Raw genomic sequence first — 19986 nt, forward strand, 5'->3', positions numbered from 1 at the left:
TTTTTGGGCCGGATTGTAACGACTTTAGCGATAGCGTGTCGGATCGGGTACGCCTGCGGCCGCGAAGCCGGCGCGGCGCAGGCGGCAGGAATCGCAGACGCCGCAGGCACGGCCCTGTTCATCCGCCTGATAGCAGGAGACCGTCAGCGCGTAATCGACACCAAGCGCCACGCCGCGGCGGATGATCTCGGCCTTGGACAGAGCGATCAATGGCGCATGGATCTTCAGCGCCCGGCCTTCGACGGCCGCCTTGGTGGCGAGATTGGCCAAGCGCTCGAACGCCTCGATGAACGCCGGGCGGCAATCGGGATAGCCGGAATAATCGACTGCATTCACGCCGACGAAGATGTCCTGCGCGCCGAGGATTTCCGCCCAGCCGAGCGCGAGCGACAGCATGATGGTGTTGCGCGCCGGCACATAGGTGACGGGAATGCCCGGCTGGACACCCCCGGTCGGCACAGCGATCGATGGATCGGTGAGCGCCGAGCCGCCAAACTGGCCGATGTCGAGATGCACGACGCGGTGTTCGCTGGCGCCCAGCGCCGCTGCGACGCGCGCCGCGGCCGCCAGTTCGGCATGGTGACGTTGGCCGTAATCGACCGACAGGCAATGACAGGCGTATCCCTCGCTTTGCGCGATCGCAAGGCAGGTGGCGGAATCCAGGCCGCCGGAAAGCAAAACCACCGCAGGTTTAGCGGCCACGCTCGGCTCCCCAGAGCACTTTGTGCAATTGCAGCTGGAAGCGCACCGGCAGACGGTCGGCGAGAATCCATTCGGCCAGCTGTGCGGGCGGCAGACGGTCCGCCACCGGCGAGAACAGCACCGGGCAGACGGCGAGGTGCCGTCCTGCCAGCGCCGATTTTTCATGCCGTCCCGCGAGGACGTCCTTTGCCCAGTCGTAATCGGCGCGTGAGGCGAGCACGAATTTCACCTCGTCGCTTGGCCGCAAGTGAGCGAGATTTTCCCAGCGATTCTTGTCGACCTCGCCGGAGCCGGGCGCCTTGATGTCGACGATGCGGGAGACGCGCGCATCGACGGCGGAGATGTCGAGCGCCCCCGAGGTTTCCAATGACACCGAGTAGCCGGCATCGCACAGCGCGTTGAGCAGGGAGTGACAGGCGGATTGCGCGAGCGGCTCGCCGCCCGTGACGCAGACCGTCGGGCATTCGAATGCGGCGACGCGTTCGAGGATCCCGGCCAATGACAGCGTCTCGCCACCGGAGAAGGCATAGGCTGTGTCGCACCAAACACAGCGCAGCGGACAGCCCGTCAGGCGGATGAAAACGGTGGGCAGGCCGACGCGTGTCGATTCGCCCTGCAGGGAATGGAAGATCTCGCTGACGCGCAGCGTGGGGACGGCGGTCACCGTTTTTTCGGCGCGAGGGTCTTGAGCCGGGTGCGGCCGTTGTCGGCCGCCGGGCTGGTCGGGTATTTCTGGATCAGCGCTTCGAGCGTCTGGATCGCGCCCTTGACATCCTTCGCCTCGACCTGGGCATTGGCGCGCGCCAGCAGCGCATCGGGCGCCTTCGGGTCGTTCGGCCAGTTCGCGGGCACCTTGCCGTAGAGTTCGGCGGCCTTGTCGAACTGGCGCTGCTGATAGAGGCTGGAAGCCAGCCAGTAGGTCGCGTTCGGCAGCAGCGAGGATTTCGGATAGGTGGCGACGAAGCCTTCGAAGGCTGCTTGGGCTTCCTTGTACTTGCCGCCGCGGAACAGGCTCAACGCGGTCTCGAAATCGCGCATCTCGGCCTGCGGATCGGCGGGCTTCTGGGGAGCTGGCGCCGCGCCGTCCTGCGGCGCGACTGCCGGGGCGGCGGCTGCGCTTTCGAGCTTGCGCAGACGGGCGTCGAGATCGACGTAGAAGTCCTGCTGGCGCTTGTGGGCGGCCTCAAGGCTATTGGTCAGCACCTCGACCTGGCCGGTCAAACGCGCGACGTCGGCGCGCAGCGCCTCGAGCTGGTTGGCGAAATCGAGCTGATTCTTCGCCAGTGCCTCGACGCGCTGGCGCACGGTTTCGAGTGACTGGGTCGTCTCGGCGCGCAGCTCGCGGATCTGGCGGCGCGCCTCGTCGTCATCGAACATGCCGGCGCGGGCGCCCAAGGGCAGCGCCAGTGTCAAACAAATCAGGAAAACGGTTTTTTTCATGCAAGAAACCTCTGTTTGACGCCGCGAGCGGGATGGGATGCAAGGCGCACGGAGCGCAGCGACCGAGACATACCTGATAGGTAGGCGAGGGAGCGAGCACCGCGCAACGCAGCAGACCGCCCGCACAGCCAGTCAGGCAGAGGTTTCATTTCAGAACTCGCCGGAATAAAGCATGTCACCGCGGCGATTCTGCGCCCAGCAGGATTCGGTGGCTTCGGTGCACACCGGCTTTTCCTCGCCGAGGCTGACGGCTTCGAGCTGTGACTCCTTGACGCCGAGCAGCATCAGCGCCTTCTTCACCGCTTCGGCGCGCTTTTGTCCCAGCGCCAGGTTGTATTCGCGGCTGCCGCGCTCGTCGGCATTGCCCTGGATCAGCATCTTCATCTGCGGGTTCTTGATCAGGAACTGGGCATGATGATTGAGCAGCGACTGATACTCGTCCTTGACGACGTAGCTGTCGAAATCGAAGTAGATGCTGCGCTTGGCGAGCGGGCTCTTCGGATCCTTCAAGGCGGCGAGCGAGTAGGGATCGGTGCTCGCCGTGTCGACCGGCGAGGTGGAAGAGACGGGGCCAGGCGTGCGGCTTTCGACGCCGGCGGCGGCTTGTTCGGGAGCGGGCGGCTGGCTACCGCAGCCAGCGAGCAGGGCAAGGGTGACGAGAGAGGCGGCGAGCATTGAAATGCGCATGGCGGTTTCCTTGACTTAAGTGAGAGCTTTACTTGTTGGTGAAGGGGCCCCAGGCAGGCTCGCGGACATCCGCGGCCTGCACCGAGAGGCGTTGTTTGACGCGGCCATCGACCGACACCGCGGCAAGCACGCCGCGCCCGCCGACTTCGGTGGCGAACAGGATCATGCGGCCGTTGGGGGCGAAGCTCGGCGATTCGTCCTTCGCGGTGTCGGTGAGCACCTGCACCTGGCGGCTGGCGAGATCCATCACCGCGACGCGGAAGCGGCCGCCATCGCGGGTAACGAAGGCGAGCGTCTTGCCGTCGGGCGATAGGCGTGGCGTGACGTTGTAGCTGCCGTCGAAGGTGATGCGCTGGGCCGCACCGCCGGCGACCGGCTGGCGGTAGATCTGCGGGCTGCCGCCGCGATCGGAGGTGAAGTAGATGAATTCGCCATCGGGCGAAAACTGCGGCTCGGTGTCGATGCCCGACGAGGAGGACAGCCGCGTGACGCCGCTGCCGTCGGCATTGACGAGGTAGAGCTGCGAATTGCCGTCCTTGGTCAGCACGACGGCGAGCTTCCTGCCATCCGGCGACCAGGCGGGCGCCGAATTGGAGCCCTTGAAGTTGGCGGCGACGTGACGCTTGCCGGTGGCGAGATCATGCACGTAGATGACCGGTTTCTTGGCCTCGAAGGAAACGTAGGCGAGCTTGCTGCCGTCGGGCGACCAGGCCGGCGAGATGATCGGCTCGCGGGAGGCCAGCGCGGGCTGAGGATTGTTGCCATCGGCATCGGCGATCTGCAGCTCGTAGCGGCCGGCGCTCTTCACCACGTAGGCGATGCGTGTCGAGAAGATGCCGCGTTCGCCGGTGAGTTTCTCGTAGATCGTGTCGGCGATGCGGTGCGCGGTGGCGCGAATCTGGCTCGTGGTGTGCGTCAGTGCCAGGCCGTCGATCGCGGCCTGCTTCTGGATGTCGTAGAGGCGGAAGCGCGTTTCATACCGGCCATCGGGGAGGCTCACGAGGCTGCCGGCGGCGAGCGCATCGGCGCCACGGCTTTTCCAGTCGGGGAAGTTCGGCGGCGTGTTTTCGTCCAAGACGCTGCCGGCCGTATTGACGAGATTGAAGCGGCCGCTTCTTTCGAGGTCGGCGCGGATCACCGAGGTCAATGCCTGGGCGACGACGCGTTCGCCGGCAAAGTCGCTGATCGCGATCGGCAGGCGGCTTGCGCCCGCGCCGGTGATCTCGATGGAAAGCTGGGCCTGGGCCAGCATCGCGGCGCCGGCGAACAGCAGAGCTGCGGCCAGTCGGGAAATGAGTGGTTTCATGATCTTGCGATTATACGCGCGGGGCAGAGGGTCATTCTTCCAGAGGCCTAAAGCGCAGCTCCAGCGTGCGGCTGAACAGTTCCTTTTGCGCCGGCGTGGGCAACGGGCTGGACTTGCGGATCGCGCGCTCGGTGGCGGCATCCCAGGCCGGATTGCCGGAGGATTTCTTCAGCCGTACGTCGAGCACTTCGCCGCTCGGCAACTGGGTGACCTCGAAGATCGCCTCGGGATTGCCTTTCACGTCGGCCGGCAGCACGATGTTGCCGCGCACCTTGCCGCGGATCTTCGCGATGTAGTCGGCCATCGCATTCGACTGCGCGGCGCTTGCCTGCTGGGCCTTGAGCGCGGCGAGCTCCTTCGCCGCCTCCCGGGCGGCGGCTTCGGCGGTCTTGCGCTTCTCGGTTTCCATGAGCTCGCGCTCGAGCTGTTCCTTGAAGGGATCCTTGGGCGGCTCTGCCTTCGGTTCGGGCTTGGGCTCGGGTTTCGGCGGCGGCTTGGGTTTCTCTTTTTGGGCGATGTCCGGTTTGGGCGGTGGCTTCACCGGTTCCGGTTTGGCGACAGGCTTGGGCTCTGACTGCGGCTTGGGTTGCGGTTTCGGTTCGGGCTCCGGCTGCGGTGCGGGTTTGGGCTCCGGCGCGGAAGTCGGCGCTGGTGGGACGGCACGCACCAGATCGACCGCGACCACTTCGGTTTTTTTCGTCTGCCAGTGGATGCCATAGACGATCAGCAGGATCAGCACGACATGGATCAGCACCGCGAGGACGAAGGCGATGCGCTTGCCGGGAACCTTGCGAGGCTGGGTGCGGAAGTCGTTCATTTGCCTCTGGTCTGGACGAGCAGGCCGATCTTGGCGACCTGGGCGCGTTGCAGTTCATCCATCACATCGAGCACCGCCGCATATTTCGTGTTACGGTCGGCGGCGATCAGCACCGGCTGATCGGGGTTCTTTTCCTGCGCCTGCCGGATGCGCTCGGCCAGTTCCAGCCGCCCGACGCTGACCGTGGCCCCGCCCAGGGCGCGGTCTCTCATCTCCATCGCGCCGTCGGCCTTGACGATGATTTCGAGCGGCTCGACCGGTGGCGCGGCCGCCTTGCCGACGGAGGGTAGCTCGATCGCGGCGGGCTGGATCATCGGCGCAGTGACCATGAAGATGATCAACAGCACCAGCATCACGTCGATGTAGGGCACGACGTTGATCTCGTGTTTGAGACGTCTTTGTCGCATCACTTCATCTGCCGTTGCAGGATGTTCGAAAACTCTTCCATGAAGCTTTCGAAGCGCACCGCGAGCCGGTCGGTGTCATGCGCGAAACGGTTGTAGGCCACCACGGCGGGAATCGCGGCGAACAGACCGATCGCGGTGGCCACCAGCGCCTCGGCGATGCCGGGAGCGACGGCGGCGAGTGTCGCCGTCTGCATGCTGGAAAGGCCGCGGAACGAGTGCATGATGCCCCACACCGTGCCGAACAGGCCGACATAAGGCGATACCGAGCCAGCCGAAGCGAGGAAGGCCAGATGCGCTTCGAGGTCATCCACTTCGCGTTGGTAGGTGGCGCGCATCGCGCGGCGCACGCCGTCGATCGCGGTGGCGGGGTCGAGCAGCTTTTGTCCGCGCAACTTGGTGAATTCGCGGAAGCCAGCGGCGAAGATGCGTTCCATGGCGCCGTTGTGCTGCGGGTCGCCGATCGCCTCCTGATACAGCGTGTTCAGATCGCCGCCGCTCCAGAAGTCGCGCTCGAATTGGTCGGTCTTGCGCCGCGCGTCGCGCAGCTGAAACCATTTGCGGAAGATCCAGTACCAGGACATGACGGAAACATAGGTGAGCACCGCCATCACCAGCTTGACGATCAGGCTGGCGTTGGTGATCAATTCGACGATGGCGAGATCCTGAGTGACGTTCATGATGTCTGTGTTGATCGGATGCTTTCGAAAAGCGGTGCCGGCAGCGCGGTGGCGCGCCCACGGCCGAGGTCCAGGCAGGCGACGCGCACCTTGGCGGTGAGGAGCGTCTCCTTGCCCCGCCGGATCGATTGTGCGAAGGTGACTTGCGCGCGGCCCAGCGCTTCGACCGCGGTGGCGACGACGAGTTCATCGTCGAGCCGCGCCGGTTTGAGATACTCGGCAGAAAAGGAGCGGACCGCGAAGGCGATGCCCGTTTCTCGCGCAAGCAGGCGCTGTTCGAAGCCAAGCTGACGGAGGAACTCGGTGCGGCCGCGTTCGAGATATTTGAGGTAGTTGGCGTAATACACCACGCCGCCGGCGTCGGTGTCCTCGTAATAGACACGCACGGGCAGATGGCTAATCATCCCAGATTGTCCATTAGACCAGGCTGATGCGTCATGAGCATGCGAAACCATCATTTCATCGCCCTACACGGCGGGTCTCAAACTGCGGGCGGCATCTTCGCGCCCCCGCTCCTCGCCAATAGACACCGTTATTGGCTCGTCGCGGGGACGCAAATCTGCTCGCCCTCGCCATCGATACCCGCTCGCGTTCCAATGGACAATCTGGGATCATTCCTTGTCCCATAACTCGTGATTGGGCTGGCCGGGCGCGACCAGGCCGAAGTGCCGCCAGATGCTCGCCGTCGCCATGCGGCCACGCGGCGTGCGCTGCAGATAGCCCTGCTGGATCAGATACGGCTCCAGCACGTCCTCGATCGTGTCGCGCGCCTCGCCGATCGCGGCGGCGAGGTTATCGACCCCGACCGGTCCGCCGCCGAATTTTTCCAGCACCGCAGCCAAGAGCTTCCGGTCCATCACATCGAGGCCCAGCTGATCGACGTCGAGCATGGTCAGTGCCGCGTCGGCGATCTCGCGCGTGATCGCGCCGTCGTGTTTCACTTCCGCGAAGTCGCGCACGCGCCGCAGCAGCCGGTTGGCGATGCGCGGCGTGCCGCGCGAACGGCGCGCGATCTCCAGCGCGCCTTCCGCGGCGATCGTGCAGTTCAGCAGCTGCGCCGAACGGCGCACGATCAGGGCGAGCTCCTCGGGGCTGTAGAACTCCAGCCGCGCGACGATGCCGAAGCGATCGCGCAATGGGTTGGTCAACATGCCGGCACGCGTGGTGGCGCCGACCAGCGTGAAGGGCGGCAGATCGAGCTTCACCGAGCGCGCCGCCGGCCCTTCGCCGATCATGATGTCGATCTGGAAGTCTTCCAGCGCCGGATAGAGGATTTCCTCGACCACCGGCGAGAGGCGGTGGATCTCGTCGATGAACAGCACGTCGTGCGGTTCGAGGTTGGTCAAGATCGCAGCGAGGTCGCCGGCGCGCTCCAGCACCGGCCCGGAGGTCTGGCGCAGATTGACGCCCAGCTCATGCGCGATGATGTGCGCGAGCGTGGTCTTGCCCAGGCCCGGTGGGCCGAACAGCAGCACGTGGTCGAGCGCCTCGCCACGCTTTTTCGCGGCGCCGATGAAGATGTCCAGCTGCTCGCGGATCTTTGCCTGGCCGACGTATTCGGCCAGCCGTTTCGGTCGCAGCGCGCGTTCGATGGCATCTTCCTGCGGCGAGGCGCTGGCAGGCGCGATCAGGCGCTGGTGGAGCTGATCGGTTTCGATCATGACGCCTGTGCCGGCTGGGAAAGCCAGCTCTCGAAAAGCATCACCCCCAGGGCCAGGATCACCGGGCCGAGGAAGATGCCGACGAAGCCAAAGGCGAGCACGCCGCCGAAGACGCCCAGGGCGACCAACAGAATCGGCAGGCTGGCGGTGCGGCTGATCAGGATCGGCTTGATGAAGTTGTCAACGCTGCTGATCACCGCCAGCCCCCAGACGACCATGAAAATCGCCCAACCCGTTTCACCCTGGCTGTAGAGCCACCAGGCGGCGCCGCCCCAGATCAAGGGGGGACCGACCGGAATCATCGACAGGAAAAAGGTCGCCGCGGCCAACAGCAACGCCGCCGGCACGCCGGCGATGAGAAAGCCGATCAAGGCCACCAGCGCCTGGGCGACGGCGGTACCGACGATGCCGACCATCACGCCCATGATCGTGGTGCGTGCCAGGAGCAGCATGCGGTCGCCGAGGTCGCCGCCGATCTTGCGCGCGAAGAGTGCGAGACGGCTGGCGAGCCGATGGCCGTCGCGGTAGAAGAAGAAGGCGATCAGGACGACCAGCGTCAGTTCCAGCAGGCCCTGACCGATCAGCGTCGCGGAAGCGGTCAGAACCTTGCGCGTCGGCTCGAAGAGCTGCTTGCCGAGCTGGGTCAGTTCCGCGTGGCTGCTGGCGAGCTTGCGCCAGTAGGCATCGAACGGTTCACCGACCAGCGGCAGGCCGGCAAGCCACCCCGGCGGCGCGTAATCGCCGGCCTCGAACCACGGCCGCAGGATGCCGATCAGCTGTGCGACGGCATCGGCGATGGTCGCGGCGAGATAGGACATCGGCAACAGCACCGCAGTGGCGAGCACCAACGTGGCCAAGAGCGCGGCCAGCGTGCTGCGGCCCTTGAGGCGGGATTCGAACCAGGCGAACATCGGCCAGGTGGTGAGACACAGGATCGCGGCGAACAGCAGGGCAGCCAGAAACGGCGCCAGCACCCAGACCGTGCCGACGATGATCAGTGCGGCGAGCGCGATCCGGGCATGGGCGCGGGTGGTTTCATTCATGCACCGATTCTACCCCTCGCCGTCTCATCCCTTCGCCAGGGCTTTGAGCGCAGCGCGGATGCCCTCGGCCACGCCGATGTCGGGGGGGAGGCCTTGCATCGCGCCAAGCGCCTCGCGTTCGTTGTATCCCAGCGCGAGCAAGGCGTTCAAGATGTCGCTCGCCGCATCCTGAGCGGCCAGGGGTGCTGTGCCGCCAGCGCCGAGTTTCGCGGCCGGAGCGATCGTGGGCAGCTTGCCTTTCAGTTCGAGTAGCAGCCGTTCGGCGGTTTTCTTGCCGATGCCCGGAATCTTCACGATGCGCCCGGCCTCCTGCAGCGCCACCGCTTGCGCCAGTTCCGACACCGAGAGCCCGGAGAGCACCGCCAGCGCGATGCGCGCGCCGATGCCGGAGATTTTGATCAACTGGCGGAATGTGGCCCGCTCGGGCTCGGTGAGGAAGCCGAACAGGAGATGCGCATCCTCGCGCACCACGAGATGGGTGACGAGCACGACCGGCTCGCCGAGGTTCGGCAGGTTGTAGAAGGTGCTCATCGGCACCTCGAGCTCGTAGCCGACGCCGCCGACATCGATGAGGATTTGCGGCGGATTTTTTTCCAGCAAGATGCCGGCGATGCGACCGATCATACGAGACGACCCTTCCTCACGCGCAAGCCGCGTGTGGTGATGTTACCGAGTCCCTGCCCGCCATGCGCGTGGCAGATCGCACAGGCCAATGCGTCGGCAGCATCCTTCGAGGGTTCGCCCGGCAGCTGCAAGAGGCGCATCACCATGTGGCCGACCTGTTCCTTCGCCGCCTTGCCGTGACCCACCACCGCCTGCTTGATCTGCAGCGCGGTGTATTCGGCCACCGGCAGATGGGCCGCCACCAGCGCGGCGATCGCCGCGCCGCGCGCCTCGCCCAGCCGCAGCGTCGATTGCGGATTGACATTGACGAACACCTTTTCGATCGCCGCTTCGGATGGTTGCCAGGTGGCGATCACTTCGCCGATGCCGTCGATCAGCGACTTGAGCCGCTGCGGCAGCGGATCGGTCTCAACGCTCTTGACGCAGCCGCTGGCGACATAGGCGAGCTTCTGCCCGGTCTTGTCGATGATGCCGAAACCGGTGATGCGTAAGCCCGGATCGATGCCGAGGATACGGAGCGTTGTCACGAAAGTCGGCGCTGGCGCGACGGCACCTGGGCGCTTATTCGTCCATCACCGCCGTGGTGTAGACCTCCTGCACGTCGTCGAGGTCTTCGAGGGCGTCGAGGAGCTTCTGCATCTTGGCGGCATCTTCGCCGGCGAGCACGGTCTCGGCCAGCGGCTTCATCGTCACCTCGGCATATTCGGCCTTGAAGCCGGCGGCTTCGAGCGCTTCCTTGACGGCGAGGAAATCGGCAGGCGGGGTGATCACCTCGATCGAGCCGTCGTCGTTGGTCAGCACATCCTCGGCACCGGCCTCGATCGCGGCATCCATCAGCTTCGCCTCGTCGGTGCCGGGTGCGAAGACGAGCTGGCCGCAGTGCTTGAACTGGAAGGCGACACAGCCGTCGGTGCCCATGTTGCCGCCGTATTTGCTGAAAGCATGGCGTACCGCGGCGACGGTGCGCGTCTTGTTGTCGGTCATGCAATCGACCATCACCGCCGCACCGCCGATGCCATAGCCCTCGTAACGCACTTCGCTGTAATCGACGCCTTCGAGTTCGCCGGTGCCCTTCTTGATCGCGTTCTCGATCTTGTCTTTCGGCATGTTGACCGATTTTGCTTTTTCGATCGCCAGGCGCAGACGCGGGTTGAACGAGGGGTCGCCGCCGCCCAGCTTGGCGGCGACGGTGATTTCCTTGGCGACGCGCGAAAAGGCCGCGCCGCGCTTTTCATCCTGGCGGCCCTTGCGATGCTGGATATTGGCCCATTTGGAATGTCCGGCCATAGTGTGAGTTCCTGTGGAGAATTGCGGAAATGACGCCGGCCCTTTGCAGGGCCGGGAGACGGAGCCTATTTTAAGGCAGGCGCAGAGTTACGGGTGTTGCCGGGGCTTCACGTCGACGATCTCGGTGATCGGCAGATTGGCGATGTCGCGCAGCTTCTCCATCCGCGCGCCTTCCTGCTCGAGCAGCGTGCCGACCTGCGAGAAGCTCGACGGCACGAAGACCTCACGACCTTCCGGGGCGCGGCGGCGTACGCCGAACGATACCCGCGCCCGTTCTTCCACCGGCAGTTTGCCGATCAGGTTCTTGGTGACCCAGATGCTGCCGTGGCGGGCGAAGTCGGAGATGCGCGCGGCCTGGTTGATCGTGTCGCCGAGCACGACGAATTCGACGCTGGTCGGCGACTGGTAGGTGCCGAGCCATTCCTGGCCTTCGTTGATGCCGGTGTTCAAGTACAGCTCGTTGAACCATTGCTTGCGAATCTGCCAGGACTTCGACAGGCGCTGGATCTCGCGGCGGATCTCGATCGCGCAGTCGAGCGCGTTGGCCAGATAGTTGCTGTCCGGCTGCGGAAAGAAGTAGTACACCATGCCATCGCCGACATGTTTGCCGTAGGTGCCTTTGTATTTGCGGAAAGTCGGCGCCAGCGTGCGCCAGATTTCGTTGATCAGCTCGAAATACTCTTCGGGTGGCAGCTCTGAACAGATCTTCACCGAACCTTGCAGATCGGCGACCAGCACCGCCAGATCGGTCAGTACCGGCAGCCGTTTCCGAAGCAGACCGCGGATCACTTCGTCACGGCGCGCCAGCAGCTTGAGCATTTCGTCGGCGGGTTCTGCTTCCGGCACCAGGACGATGAAGATGCCTTCGCGGAAAAAAGACGCGAAGGCGGTGTGGAAACGTTCCTTGCCACTGCCGTCGGCTTCCGGCAGCAGCACAGTCGTTTGCACGACGGGTTGAACGGGTGCGGCTTCGGTTTCGAGATAGGCCGCTTGCAAGCGGGCATAGCTCACCGGATCGAGGCCGCGGCACAGATTGCCGAAGGATTCCGGGCCGAGCCGCGACTTGGCGATCGCGATGTGGAAGCCGAGCAGGCTGCCCCATTCGTTACGACTCACCGGCAGCAGGCGGAACAGGTTGCGCTGGTCACTGGTCTGGGGAAGTTCGAGGTGATCGTGGAACAGCACGTGCTGGCCGGCCGGGTTGATCCACATCAGCTCGAAGCCGTGGTTGATCATGTACGCTGGATGCGTGATGTCGTCGAGCGTCAGATGCAATGGTGCGTCCGCTATACCGGCCGGTTTGAAGCTTGCGGGGCGCGGCGCAGTGCCGCCTTCTAGGCGATCGATGATTTGGGCCATGCTCAAGCCCTCCTGTTTGAGACGACGTATCTCCTCGATGCGGGCGGCGTCGGGAAAAGTATTCATGATGCTTGCTGGCGAGTCATGGGGCTACAATCGTCATGCGGCATTGAGTCAATGGGTGCTATCGTAAATAAATAACGGCAACATTTGAAGTCTTTTTTCAGTTTATTTTTGCAAGCTGTTGTTTTAGCGCACTTGTAGGGTACTTGTCTCGGCGCCGTCTGGCTAGCCCGGCAGTTTTTCGGATCAATCGACGTATCTCATTGAAACTATGAGCAAATCCTTGCCAATCGCCAAGGCGGGCGCAACCGAGCTTTGCCTGCTATCCAATCTCGCCAACCGACACGGCCTCATCACCGGCGCCACCGGTACCGGCAAGACCGTCACTTTGCAGCGTATGGCCGAACAGTTCTCAGCGATCGGCGTGCCGGTCTTCCTGGCCGACGTCAAGGGCGATCTTTCCGGTCTCGGGGCCCCCGGGACGCTTTCCGACAAGCTGCAAAAGCGTCTCGACATGCTGGAGATCAAGGACTGGCAGCCGCGTGCAAGCCCGGTGGTGTTCTGGGATGTCTTTGGCGAACAGGGCCATCCGGTGCGCGCGACGGTGTCCGACATGGGGCCGCTCTTGTTCTCGCGCTTGCTCGGTCTCAACGAGACGCAGGAAGGCGTGCTGCAGATCGTCTTCCGCATCGCCGACGAAAACGGCCTGCTGCTGCTCGATCTCAAGGACCTGCGTGCGATGGTGCAATGGGTCGGCGACAACGCGGCAGAATTCAAGACGCGCTACGGCAACATCTCGGCGGCCTCGATCGGCGCGATCCAGCGCGGGCTGCTCAGTCTCGAGGAACAAGGGGGGGACAAGTTCTTCGGCGAGCCGATGCTCGACATCAACGACCTGATGCAGACGCAGGATGGGCGTGGCGTGGTGAACATCCTTGCCGCCGACCGGCTGATGAATGCGCCGAAGGTCTATGCCACCTTCCTGCTCTGGCTTTTGGCCGAGCTGTTCGAACAGCTGCCCGAGGTGGGCGACCTGGACAAGCCCAAACTCGTGTTCTTCTTCGACGAGGCGCACTTGCTGTTCGACGAGGCGCCGCCGGCGCTCGTCGACAAGGTGGAGCAGGTGGTGCGGCTGATCCGTTCGAAGGGTGTGGGCGTCTATTTCGTCACGCAGAATCCTCTCGATGTCCCGGACAAGGTGCTCGGCCAGCTCGGCAATCGCGTGCAACACGCGCTGCGCGCTTTCACGCCGCGCGACCAGAAGGCAGTGCAGACGGCGGCGCAGACTTTGCGTGCCAATCCGAAATTCAGCGCCGAGCAGGCGATCACCGAGTTGGGGGTCGGCGAGGCGCTGGTCTCTTTCCTCGATGAAAAGGGCACGCCTGCCGTCGTCGAGCGCGCCTGGATCCTGCCACCGGCATCGCGCATCGGGCCGCTGACCCCGAACGAGCGCCAGCAGGTGATCCGCTCCTCGCTGGTCTATGGCCACTATGAAAAGATCGTCGATCGCGAGTCGGCCTACGAGATCCTGCAATCCCGCGCTGGCGGAGGCGCCGCGGCTGGCGGGGCGACGCCAGTGAAAGTCGGCGCTGGCGGCACGGCACCTCAGCCCCCGGCGGCCGAAGGGGGCGGTTTCCTCAGCGAAATCCTGTTCGGCCGCACCGGCCCGCGCGGCGGCCAGACCGATGGCCTGGTGCAGGCCGCGGCGAAGAGTGTGACGCGCACCATCGCCAGCCAGGTCGGCCGCGAGCTGGTGCGCGGCGTGCTCGGCTCCCTGCTCGGCGGCAGCAGGCGGCGTTGAATCCCGGACTGCGGGAATGCGGATTTGCCGCGGACGGCCGGGGCAGCCGGGCGCGTGATAATCTCTGCAGCCTCGAGGGAGGGTGACATGCACGTCAGATCATGGGTGGCCGCATCGCTGCTGGTGTGCGCTTTCATTGGCCATGTCCATGCGCAGAGCGATGCGCCGGCATTCTCATTGCGCGGCTTCGGCACCCTGGGTCTGGCGCGATCCTCTTCCGACCAGGCGGAATTCGTGCGCGACTTGTCGCAGCCTGTCGGCATCAAGAACGGGCAATGGTCAGGCAGGATCGACAGCATTTTCGGCCTGCAGGCGAGCTGGCGTGTGACGACCGAACTCGAACTGGTCGGGCAAGCCGTTAGCCGGCTGCATTACGATCGCAGCCATAACCCCGAACTGATGTGGGCGTTCGCGAAATGGGAGCCCGATCCGCGCCTTGCGTTGCGCCTTGGACGCATCGGCGCGGACTTCATGATGCTCGCCGACTCGAGGCTGGTCGGCTATTCCTACCTGACGGTACGGCCGCCGGCGGATTTCTTCGGCCCGCTGTTCTTTTCTCATTTCGACGGTGCCGATGCCGCCGTTACGCTGCCGGCAGCCGGGGGTCTTGCACACCTCAAGGCCTTCGCCGGTCGGACGCACGAAAAGGCTGCTGGGGGGCTTGGGGTTTGGGATACCAGCGGCTCGCCGGTTGCCGGTCTGGTGTTCGACTACACCCGCGGTCCCTGGCAGTTGCGCGCGCAGGCGGCGCGCATCCGGTTCGCGGCGGACATGAACACCGGCTTTCTCGAAGCACCGCTGTTGGCCAGCGGGTTTCCTGAGGCGGCGGCTTCGCTGCAGACGAAAGACAAGACCACGCGTTATCTCTCTGCCGGCTTGGTCTACGACCGTGGGCCGCTGCTGGTGCAAGGCATGCTGAACCGCATCCGCCACGAGGCCCAGGTTTTCGAGGATTCCCATGCGGGCTATGTATTGGCGGCCTATCGACTTGGACGGGTTACCCCGTTCGTCGGGATGTCCCGTTGGAAGTCGAAATCCCGTGACGATCTGCCCGCCGTCCCGGTTCCGGTGCTGGGCGACTACTACCGCCTGTTCATGGCGGGTGGGGCGGTGGATCGCACCACCTATACGCTCGGGGTGCGCTGGGACTTCCAGAGAGACATGGCGTTCAAGCTGCAATGGGATACCGTGCGTGCCGGCGCTGGGGCCAGCTTCTCGTTTCCCAATGCCAATCCCGCCTGGGATGGCAAGACCGAAGTGCTCAGTGTCACATTGGATTTCGTGTTCTGATGATGCGTGTCCTGCTCGCCATGATCTTCTCGGCCTTCGTTTGGGGCGCTGCGGAAGCAAGGGCCGAGCTGGTGGTCGTCGTCAATCCACAAAGTGGCATCGAGCGGCTTGGTGAGGATGATGTCATCAACATCTTCCTTGGTCGTTACCGGCGTCTGCCTTCCGGCCTCGCCGCCGAACCGGTGGACATCGCGGATGGTTCTTCATTGCGCGCCCGCTTCTATCGAAGCCTCGTCAACAAGAGCCTGCCCGAAATCAATGCCTACTGGGCGCGGCTCGTCTTTTCCGGCAAGACACGGCCGCCACACACAGTCGGCAGCGTCGAAGAGGCCTTGCGATTCGTCGCCAGCCAGCCGGGCGGACTGGCATATCTCGAGCGCGCCCAGGTCGATCGGCGCGTGAAGATCGTCTTCGAGCTGGCGGAATAGGCGATGGCGGATGGTAAGGGATATTGGCGGCAGGGCATCCTCGCCCGCGGCTTGCTGTCCGTCGTCGGCATCGCATTGCTGGTCGGCGTGATCGCCACCTTGCTGGCGCGCCAGACGATCGACGCGCGCCTGCATGATGAAGCCATGACCCGGCTGACCGAACTGGTCGATACGGTCGAGAGCACCGCCGCGGTGGCCTGTTTCGCCAATGACGAGCAGTTGGCCAACGAAGTCGCACAAGGTCTGTTGCGCAATAGCGATGTGATGAGGGTGATCATTCTTGGCCGGGATGGTGAGCTGGTGATGGTCGATCGCGAGGTGGCACGGGAAACCATGGGCGAACCCCTGCTCGTCCAGCGGAAACTCCGGTCACCGTTCAAATCCGCCGAGACGATCGGCGAAATCCGTCTCGAAGCCGATCGCGCGCTGATCGATACACGCATCGCGCAGGAGCTCTGGCTGGTGAGTCTGTTGCTCGTCAGCCAATTGCTGGCGCTGATCATGACGGTAGCCGTTGCCTTGTATTGGTGGGTTCTGCGACCGATCAAGGCGACTTCCGACCGCTTGCACCATCTCGACGCTGCGGGCGGCGAACGCCTGCCCATCCCGGAGGGTCACGAAACCACCGAGATCGGTCGTCTCGTCACCGACATCAACGAATTGACCGCGCAGCTGGTGGTCACCCTGGAACAGGAGCGCCTGTTGCGACGCCAACATGAAATCGATCAGCGCAAATATCGCAATCTGTTCGACAACGCCAGCTCGGGCATTTTCGTCGCAGATCGCGAAGGACGGCTTGTCTCCTGCAATCGCGCTTTCTGCGGACTGGCTGGTTTGCCAACGAGAAACGATGCGAAAGGGTGCTGGCTGACCGATGCAAGGTGGGATGCGCCCGGTGAGCTGTTGGCCATACTCCGCGCCTGTCTGGACGCACCGCCCGAAACCGAGCCCTATGCGGACGATTACCTGATCCGCGACCGCCGAGGGGAGGAACGCTGGCTGCATGTGATGATGGTGCCGCTTGGTGATGGCAACGTGCAGGGGACGGTCACCGATGTGACGCAGCGCAAGCGGGAAGAACTGGCGGCGCGGCGCCTGGCCGTTACCGACGCGCTGACGGGTTTCCCCAATCGGGCCGGTCTGCAACGCAGCCTCGCCGATCTCGACCCGGATGGCGAGCCGTTTGCGCTGGTGATGGTCGATCTCGACGACTTCAAGCAGATCAACGATGCGCTCGGCTTCCCCACGGGCGATGCGTTGTTGATCGCTGTCGCCGCTCGTCTGCGCGAGCTGCTTGGCGAAAGGGATCGCGTGGCACGCATCGGCAGTGACGAATTTGCGTTGCTATTGGCAGGCGTCAGCGACAGGCAGGCGATAACTACGCGTCTGGAGCAGTTGATCGGCCGGCTGAAACAGCCCTACGAAATCAGGCTGCACAACGACCGCCAAACCATGGAGATAGGAGTCAGCATCGGAGCCGCCTTGTTCCCGGCCGATGGCTGTGACGTCCAGCAATTGCTGCGCGCAGCGGAGCTTGCCCTGAACAGCGCACGCACGACGGGTGAATGCAGCTGGAAGCTATTTGATCCTGCCTTACAGACGGAGGCCGAGCATCGGCGCCGGCTCGAGGACGATCTGCGCGCTGCCGTGGCTGGACGCGAGTTGCAACTGGCCTATCAGCCGATCGTCGAATTGGCGACGGGGATGATCATTGGTGCCGAGGCGTTGTTGCGCTGGCCCCATCCACAGCGTGGCATGGTGCCGCCGGACGTTTTCATTCCCCTCGCCGAGGAGATCGGTCTGATAGGCGTCATCGGGCTGGAGGTAGTCGATGCGGTCTGCCGCCAGCTGGCGCACTGGCGGCAGGCTGGACATGTGCTGTATTGTTCTCTCAACGTTTCGGCGCGCCAGATCCCCGATGCACTGCCCCCCGCGCACCTGCTCGAACTGCTCAGCCGACACGCCGTGCCACCGTCCAGTCTGGCGCTCGAGATCACCGAGAGCCTGCTGATGCGTGATGTCACGGTCGCCCAGAGGTGGATCGAAAGCTTGCGTGTGGCTGGAGTGCGTATCTTCCTCGATGATTTCGGCACGGGCTTTTCATCGCTGTCCTATCTCAAACGCTTTCCGCTCGATACGGTCAAGATCGACAAATCGTTCATCCGCGATCTCCATGACGACCGCAACGACCGCGGGCTCGTCGAGGCGATCATCGCGATGGCAGAAACGCTGGGTCTGCATGTCGTCGCCGAAGGTATCGAAGATGCACGGCAACTCGCATTATTGAAGGAAATGCGCTGTCGTTATGGCCAAGGCTATCTTTTCGCCCGTCCCATGGCCGCAGAAGATTTTGCGGCAATGCTGGCGTCGGAACGGGCCAAATCTGGAGGCGCGTGACGCATGGCCGACTTGCGCAATCTCGTCGCTGCCTTACCGATTCTGTTCTGCGCCACGCCGGGATCGGCGGCGGAAGTTTCGGAACATGATTACTTCGGCGAGCTGCCGATCGTCCTGACGGTCAGCCGCCTCGCTCAGCCGCTCAACGAGACACCGGGCGCCGTCACGGTGATCGAGCGCGAGATGATCCGGCGTTCCGGAGCGCGCGAACTGGCCGATCTATTGCGGTTGGTACCCGGTTATCTGGCATCGGGTTACAACGGCGCCAACCCGACCGCTTCCTATCATGTGCCGCTCGATGATTACGGTGTTCGCAACCTCGTGCTGATCGATGGTCGTCCGGTCTATTCGGCCTATTATCTGGGTGGCACGGCCGACGGGATGATGGGCGTACTGCTCGAGGATGTGGAACGCATCGAGGTGCTGCGGGGCTCGAATTCGGCTGCCTACGGGGCGAACGCGATGTTCGGTGTCATCAACGTCATCACCCGTCATGCCCAGGATACGCATGGTTTGGAAGCGTCCGTCAGCACAGGCGGCGGCGCGATCCGCGACAACTATGCGCGCATTGGTTGGGGCGGCCCCGCCGCCAGTTTTCGTCTCAGCACCGGACGGCGCAGCGACAGTGGCTATGCCAATCTCTATGATGACAAGACCATCAGCCAGCTGCATTTCCGCGCTGACCTGCGCCCCGCACCCGATCAGGAGCTGCTGTTTTCCGCCGGGGTAGTCGATCGCTCCAGCGGCGAAGGTTTTGCCGATCAGCCAGGCAATCCACCGCGTACCAGAAGTTGGCAAAACATTCACCTGCTCGGCCAATGGCGGCAGCAGTCCGGGGCGGGTGAGGAGCTCAAGCTGACCGCCAGCTTCAACGAGGAAACGCTGCGTGAGCGTTTCACCTATCCCTATGACGCGAGCGTCATCGTCAGCGGCGATGGCTACGGTCGGCGCGTCAATCTCGAACTGCAGCAGCAAACCCAGATCGGGAAACAGCTGCGTGCCGTGTGGGGCGCCGGTTACCGTTATGAGGATGCCGTCTCGCGGCCGCTTTACAACACCGACGATCCGGTGGCGCTCCATGAGGAACGCCTGTTCGGCAACCTCGAATGGCGCCCGCATCCGCATTGGTTGATCAATGCCGGTGGCTTTGCCGCTCACCACAGCCGCATCGGCGGCTACTTCTCGCCACGCCTGATGGCCAATTATCTGGTCACGTCACAGCATACGCTGCGTTTCGGCATGACCAGCGCCGTGCGGACGCCGACCCTGTTCGAGCTGGCCAGCGATGTGCGTTTTTATCCGCAGGATGTTGTCAGGCTGTCGGGGGCGGGCAAGATGCTCGAAGCCCTGCTCGCCTCGGCGCACCAGCCTTTCCTGCTCTATAAGGCAAGCGGAGAGGCCCGACCGGAACGACTCAGGGTGATCGAGTTCGGCTATTTCGGCAACCTGAGCGAGCAGCGGATGACCCTTGATGTGCGAGCCTATCTGGAAAAGATGGAGGATCTGCTTGCCAAGGATCGCCGTGCTAACGTCGCCTGGTATGTTACGCCAGCCAACCCGTTCGGCATTCCAGCCGGCGTGGCCATCCCGGTGCAGGATTTTCGCAATACGTCGGGCTTCCGCACCCGCGGCATCGAGTATCAGTTGCGCTGGAAACCCTTCCAGACGACGGAAATCTGGTTGAACCAGTCTTTCCAGCATCTGCATTGGGAAGAAGTCGGCAACCGGCCCTTCCCGCCCAGCCAAGCCACAACGATCGCCTGGTTCCAGCAGTTGCCAGCTGCATGGGATTTCACAGTCATCTATCAATCGCTCGGCAGTCATTCTTGGGGCGCCGGGTCGGATCCCCTACCGGCCCAGCAGCGCCTCGATGCCCGTCTGGCCAAGCAATTCGCGCTCGGCACGACACGTTTGGAAGCAGCGCTAGCCATCCAGGCGGCGAATGGTAGTCTGCCTGTATATGCGCCCGATAGCGAGATGAGACTCGAGCGCCGCATCTGGGGCACATTGCGTATTGCATTTTGAGCGATAATGACACACGCTTTTCGCTTCGTTAA

The 19986-nt window shown here is 63.8% G+C and carries 20 protein-coding genes; 5 read left to right on the plus strand and 15 right to left on the minus strand.

All coding sequences use genetic code 11. The annotated features are described in order from the left end of the window. Nucleotides 1–24: 24 nt before the first annotated feature. The 15 genes from queC to M52SOB_RS02330 all read right to left on the minus strand — a co-directional run bounded on the left by queC (nucleotide 25) and on the right by M52SOB_RS02330 (nucleotide 12076). A complete protein-coding gene (gene queC, locus M52SOB_RS02260) occupies nucleotides 25–702 on the minus strand; it encodes a 7-cyano-7-deazaguanine synthase QueC (RefSeq protein WP_284155167.1) in 678 nt (225 codons plus the stop codon). Next, complete coding sequence (queE, locus tag M52SOB_RS14015; RefSeq protein WP_284155168.1) at nucleotides 692–1366, minus strand: 7-carboxy-7-deazaguanine synthase QueE; 675 nt, start codon at nucleotides 1364–1366, stop codon at nucleotides 692–694. Before queE ends, queC begins: the two co-directional genes overlap by 11 nt. Further along, complete coding sequence (gene ybgF / locus M52SOB_RS02270; RefSeq protein WP_131110383.1) at nucleotides 1363–2142, minus strand: tol-pal system protein YbgF; 780 nt, start codon at nucleotides 2140–2142, stop codon at nucleotides 1363–1365. The genes queE and ybgF overlap by 4 nt, the downstream gene beginning before the upstream one ends. Before the next feature lie 150 nt (nucleotides 2143–2292). Further along, nucleotides 2293–2829, minus strand: a complete 537-nt coding sequence (pal, locus tag M52SOB_RS02275) for a peptidoglycan-associated lipoprotein Pal (RefSeq protein ID WP_131110384.1) — start codon at nucleotides 2827–2829, stop codon at nucleotides 2293–2295. Nucleotides 2830–2857: 28 nt separating this feature from the next. Next, nucleotides 2858–4135: a Tol-Pal system beta propeller repeat protein TolB gene (gene tolB, locus M52SOB_RS02280; RefSeq protein ID WP_131110385.1), complete on the minus strand. Its 1278-nt coding sequence runs from the start codon at nucleotides 4133–4135 to the stop codon at nucleotides 2858–2860. Between the two features lie 31 nt (nucleotides 4136–4166). After that, nucleotides 4167–4952: an energy transducer TonB gene (locus tag M52SOB_RS02285; RefSeq protein WP_131110386.1), complete on the minus strand. Its 786-nt coding sequence runs from the start codon at nucleotides 4950–4952 to the stop codon at nucleotides 4167–4169. Then, nucleotides 4949–5359, minus strand: a complete 411-nt coding sequence (gene tolR, locus M52SOB_RS02290) for a protein TolR (RefSeq protein ID WP_131110387.1) — start codon at nucleotides 5357–5359, stop codon at nucleotides 4949–4951. Before tolR ends, M52SOB_RS02285 begins: the two co-directional genes overlap by 4 nt. Further along, complete coding sequence (gene tolQ, locus M52SOB_RS02295) at nucleotides 5359–6036, minus strand: protein TolQ (RefSeq protein ID WP_131110388.1); 678 nt, start codon at nucleotides 6034–6036, stop codon at nucleotides 5359–5361. Before tolQ ends, tolR begins: the two co-directional genes overlap by 1 nt. Continuing rightward, nucleotides 6033–6440, minus strand: a complete 408-nt coding sequence (ybgC, locus tag M52SOB_RS02300; RefSeq protein WP_131110389.1) for a tol-pal system-associated acyl-CoA thioesterase — start codon at nucleotides 6438–6440, stop codon at nucleotides 6033–6035. Before ybgC ends, tolQ begins: the two co-directional genes overlap by 4 nt. A 207-nt stretch (nucleotides 6441–6647) precedes the next feature. Further along, the gene (ruvB, locus tag M52SOB_RS02305; protein WP_131110390.1) at nucleotides 6648–7697 is read right to left on the minus strand and encodes a Holliday junction branch migration DNA helicase RuvB; all 1050 of its coding nucleotides are present in this window, start codon (nucleotides 7695–7697) and stop codon (nucleotides 6648–6650) included. Continuing rightward, on the minus strand, nucleotides 7694–8740 hold the full coding sequence (locus M52SOB_RS02310) for an AI-2E family transporter (RefSeq protein ID WP_131110391.1): 1047 nt from the start codon (nucleotides 8738–8740) through the stop codon (nucleotides 7694–7696). The genes ruvB and M52SOB_RS02310 overlap by 4 nt, the downstream gene beginning before the upstream one ends. Before the next feature lie 24 nt (nucleotides 8741–8764). Next, nucleotides 8765–9364, minus strand: a complete 600-nt coding sequence (gene ruvA / locus M52SOB_RS02315; RefSeq protein ID WP_131110392.1) for a Holliday junction branch migration protein RuvA — start codon at nucleotides 9362–9364, stop codon at nucleotides 8765–8767. Then, on the minus strand, nucleotides 9361–9891 hold the full coding sequence (gene ruvC / locus M52SOB_RS02320; RefSeq protein WP_131110393.1) for a crossover junction endodeoxyribonuclease RuvC: 531 nt from the start codon (nucleotides 9889–9891) through the stop codon (nucleotides 9361–9363). The genes ruvA and ruvC overlap by 4 nt, the downstream gene beginning before the upstream one ends. Nucleotides 9892–9925: 34 nt before the next feature. Continuing rightward, a complete protein-coding gene (locus M52SOB_RS02325) occupies nucleotides 9926–10651 on the minus strand; it encodes a YebC/PmpR family DNA-binding transcriptional regulator (RefSeq protein WP_131110394.1) in 726 nt (241 codons plus the stop codon). Nucleotides 10652–10738: 87 nt separating this feature from the next. Then, nucleotides 10739–12076 carry an adenylate/guanylate cyclase domain-containing protein gene (locus M52SOB_RS02330; RefSeq protein WP_131110395.1) on the minus strand — a complete coding sequence of 446 codons (1338 nt, stop codon included), beginning with the start codon at nucleotides 12074–12076 and terminating at the stop codon, nucleotides 10739–10741. A 208-nt stretch (nucleotides 12077–12284) separates the two neighbouring features. Here M52SOB_RS02330 and M52SOB_RS02335 point away from each other — a divergent pair, with 208 nt between their 5' ends. The 5 genes from M52SOB_RS02335 (at nucleotide 12285) to M52SOB_RS02355 (ending at nucleotide 19954) form a co-directional block, all read left to right on the plus strand. Continuing rightward, nucleotides 12285–13814 (plus strand): helicase HerA-like C-terminal domain-containing protein, encoded by a 1530-nt coding sequence (locus M52SOB_RS02335; protein ID WP_131110396.1) that lies wholly within the window; start codon nucleotides 12285–12287, stop codon nucleotides 13812–13814. Nucleotides 13815–13919: 105 nt separating this feature from the next. Further along, entirely contained in the window at nucleotides 13920–15104 is a 1185-nt protein-coding gene (locus M52SOB_RS02340; protein WP_131110397.1) for a hypothetical protein, read from the plus strand. Further along, entirely contained in the window at nucleotides 15104–15532 is a 429-nt protein-coding gene (locus tag M52SOB_RS02345) for a hypothetical protein (RefSeq protein WP_131110398.1), read from the plus strand. Before M52SOB_RS02340 ends, M52SOB_RS02345 begins: the two co-directional genes overlap by 1 nt. 3 nt (nucleotides 15533–15535) lie before the next feature. Beyond that, nucleotides 15536–17929: a putative bifunctional diguanylate cyclase/phosphodiesterase gene (locus tag M52SOB_RS02350; protein WP_131110399.1), complete on the plus strand. Its 2394-nt coding sequence runs from the start codon at nucleotides 15536–15538 to the stop codon at nucleotides 17927–17929. Nucleotides 17930–17932: 3 nt separating this feature from the next. Further along, on the plus strand, nucleotides 17933–19954 hold the full coding sequence (locus M52SOB_RS02355; RefSeq protein ID WP_131110400.1) for a TonB-dependent receptor plug domain-containing protein: 2022 nt from the start codon (nucleotides 17933–17935) through the stop codon (nucleotides 19952–19954). Nucleotides 19955–19986 lie beyond the last annotated feature (32 nt).

Origin of the sequence: Sulfuricystis thermophila, from assembly GCF_004323595.1 — a bacterium.
Taxonomy (GTDB): Bacteria; Pseudomonadota; Gammaproteobacteria; order Burkholderiales; family Rhodocyclaceae; genus Sulfuricystis; species Sulfuricystis thermophila.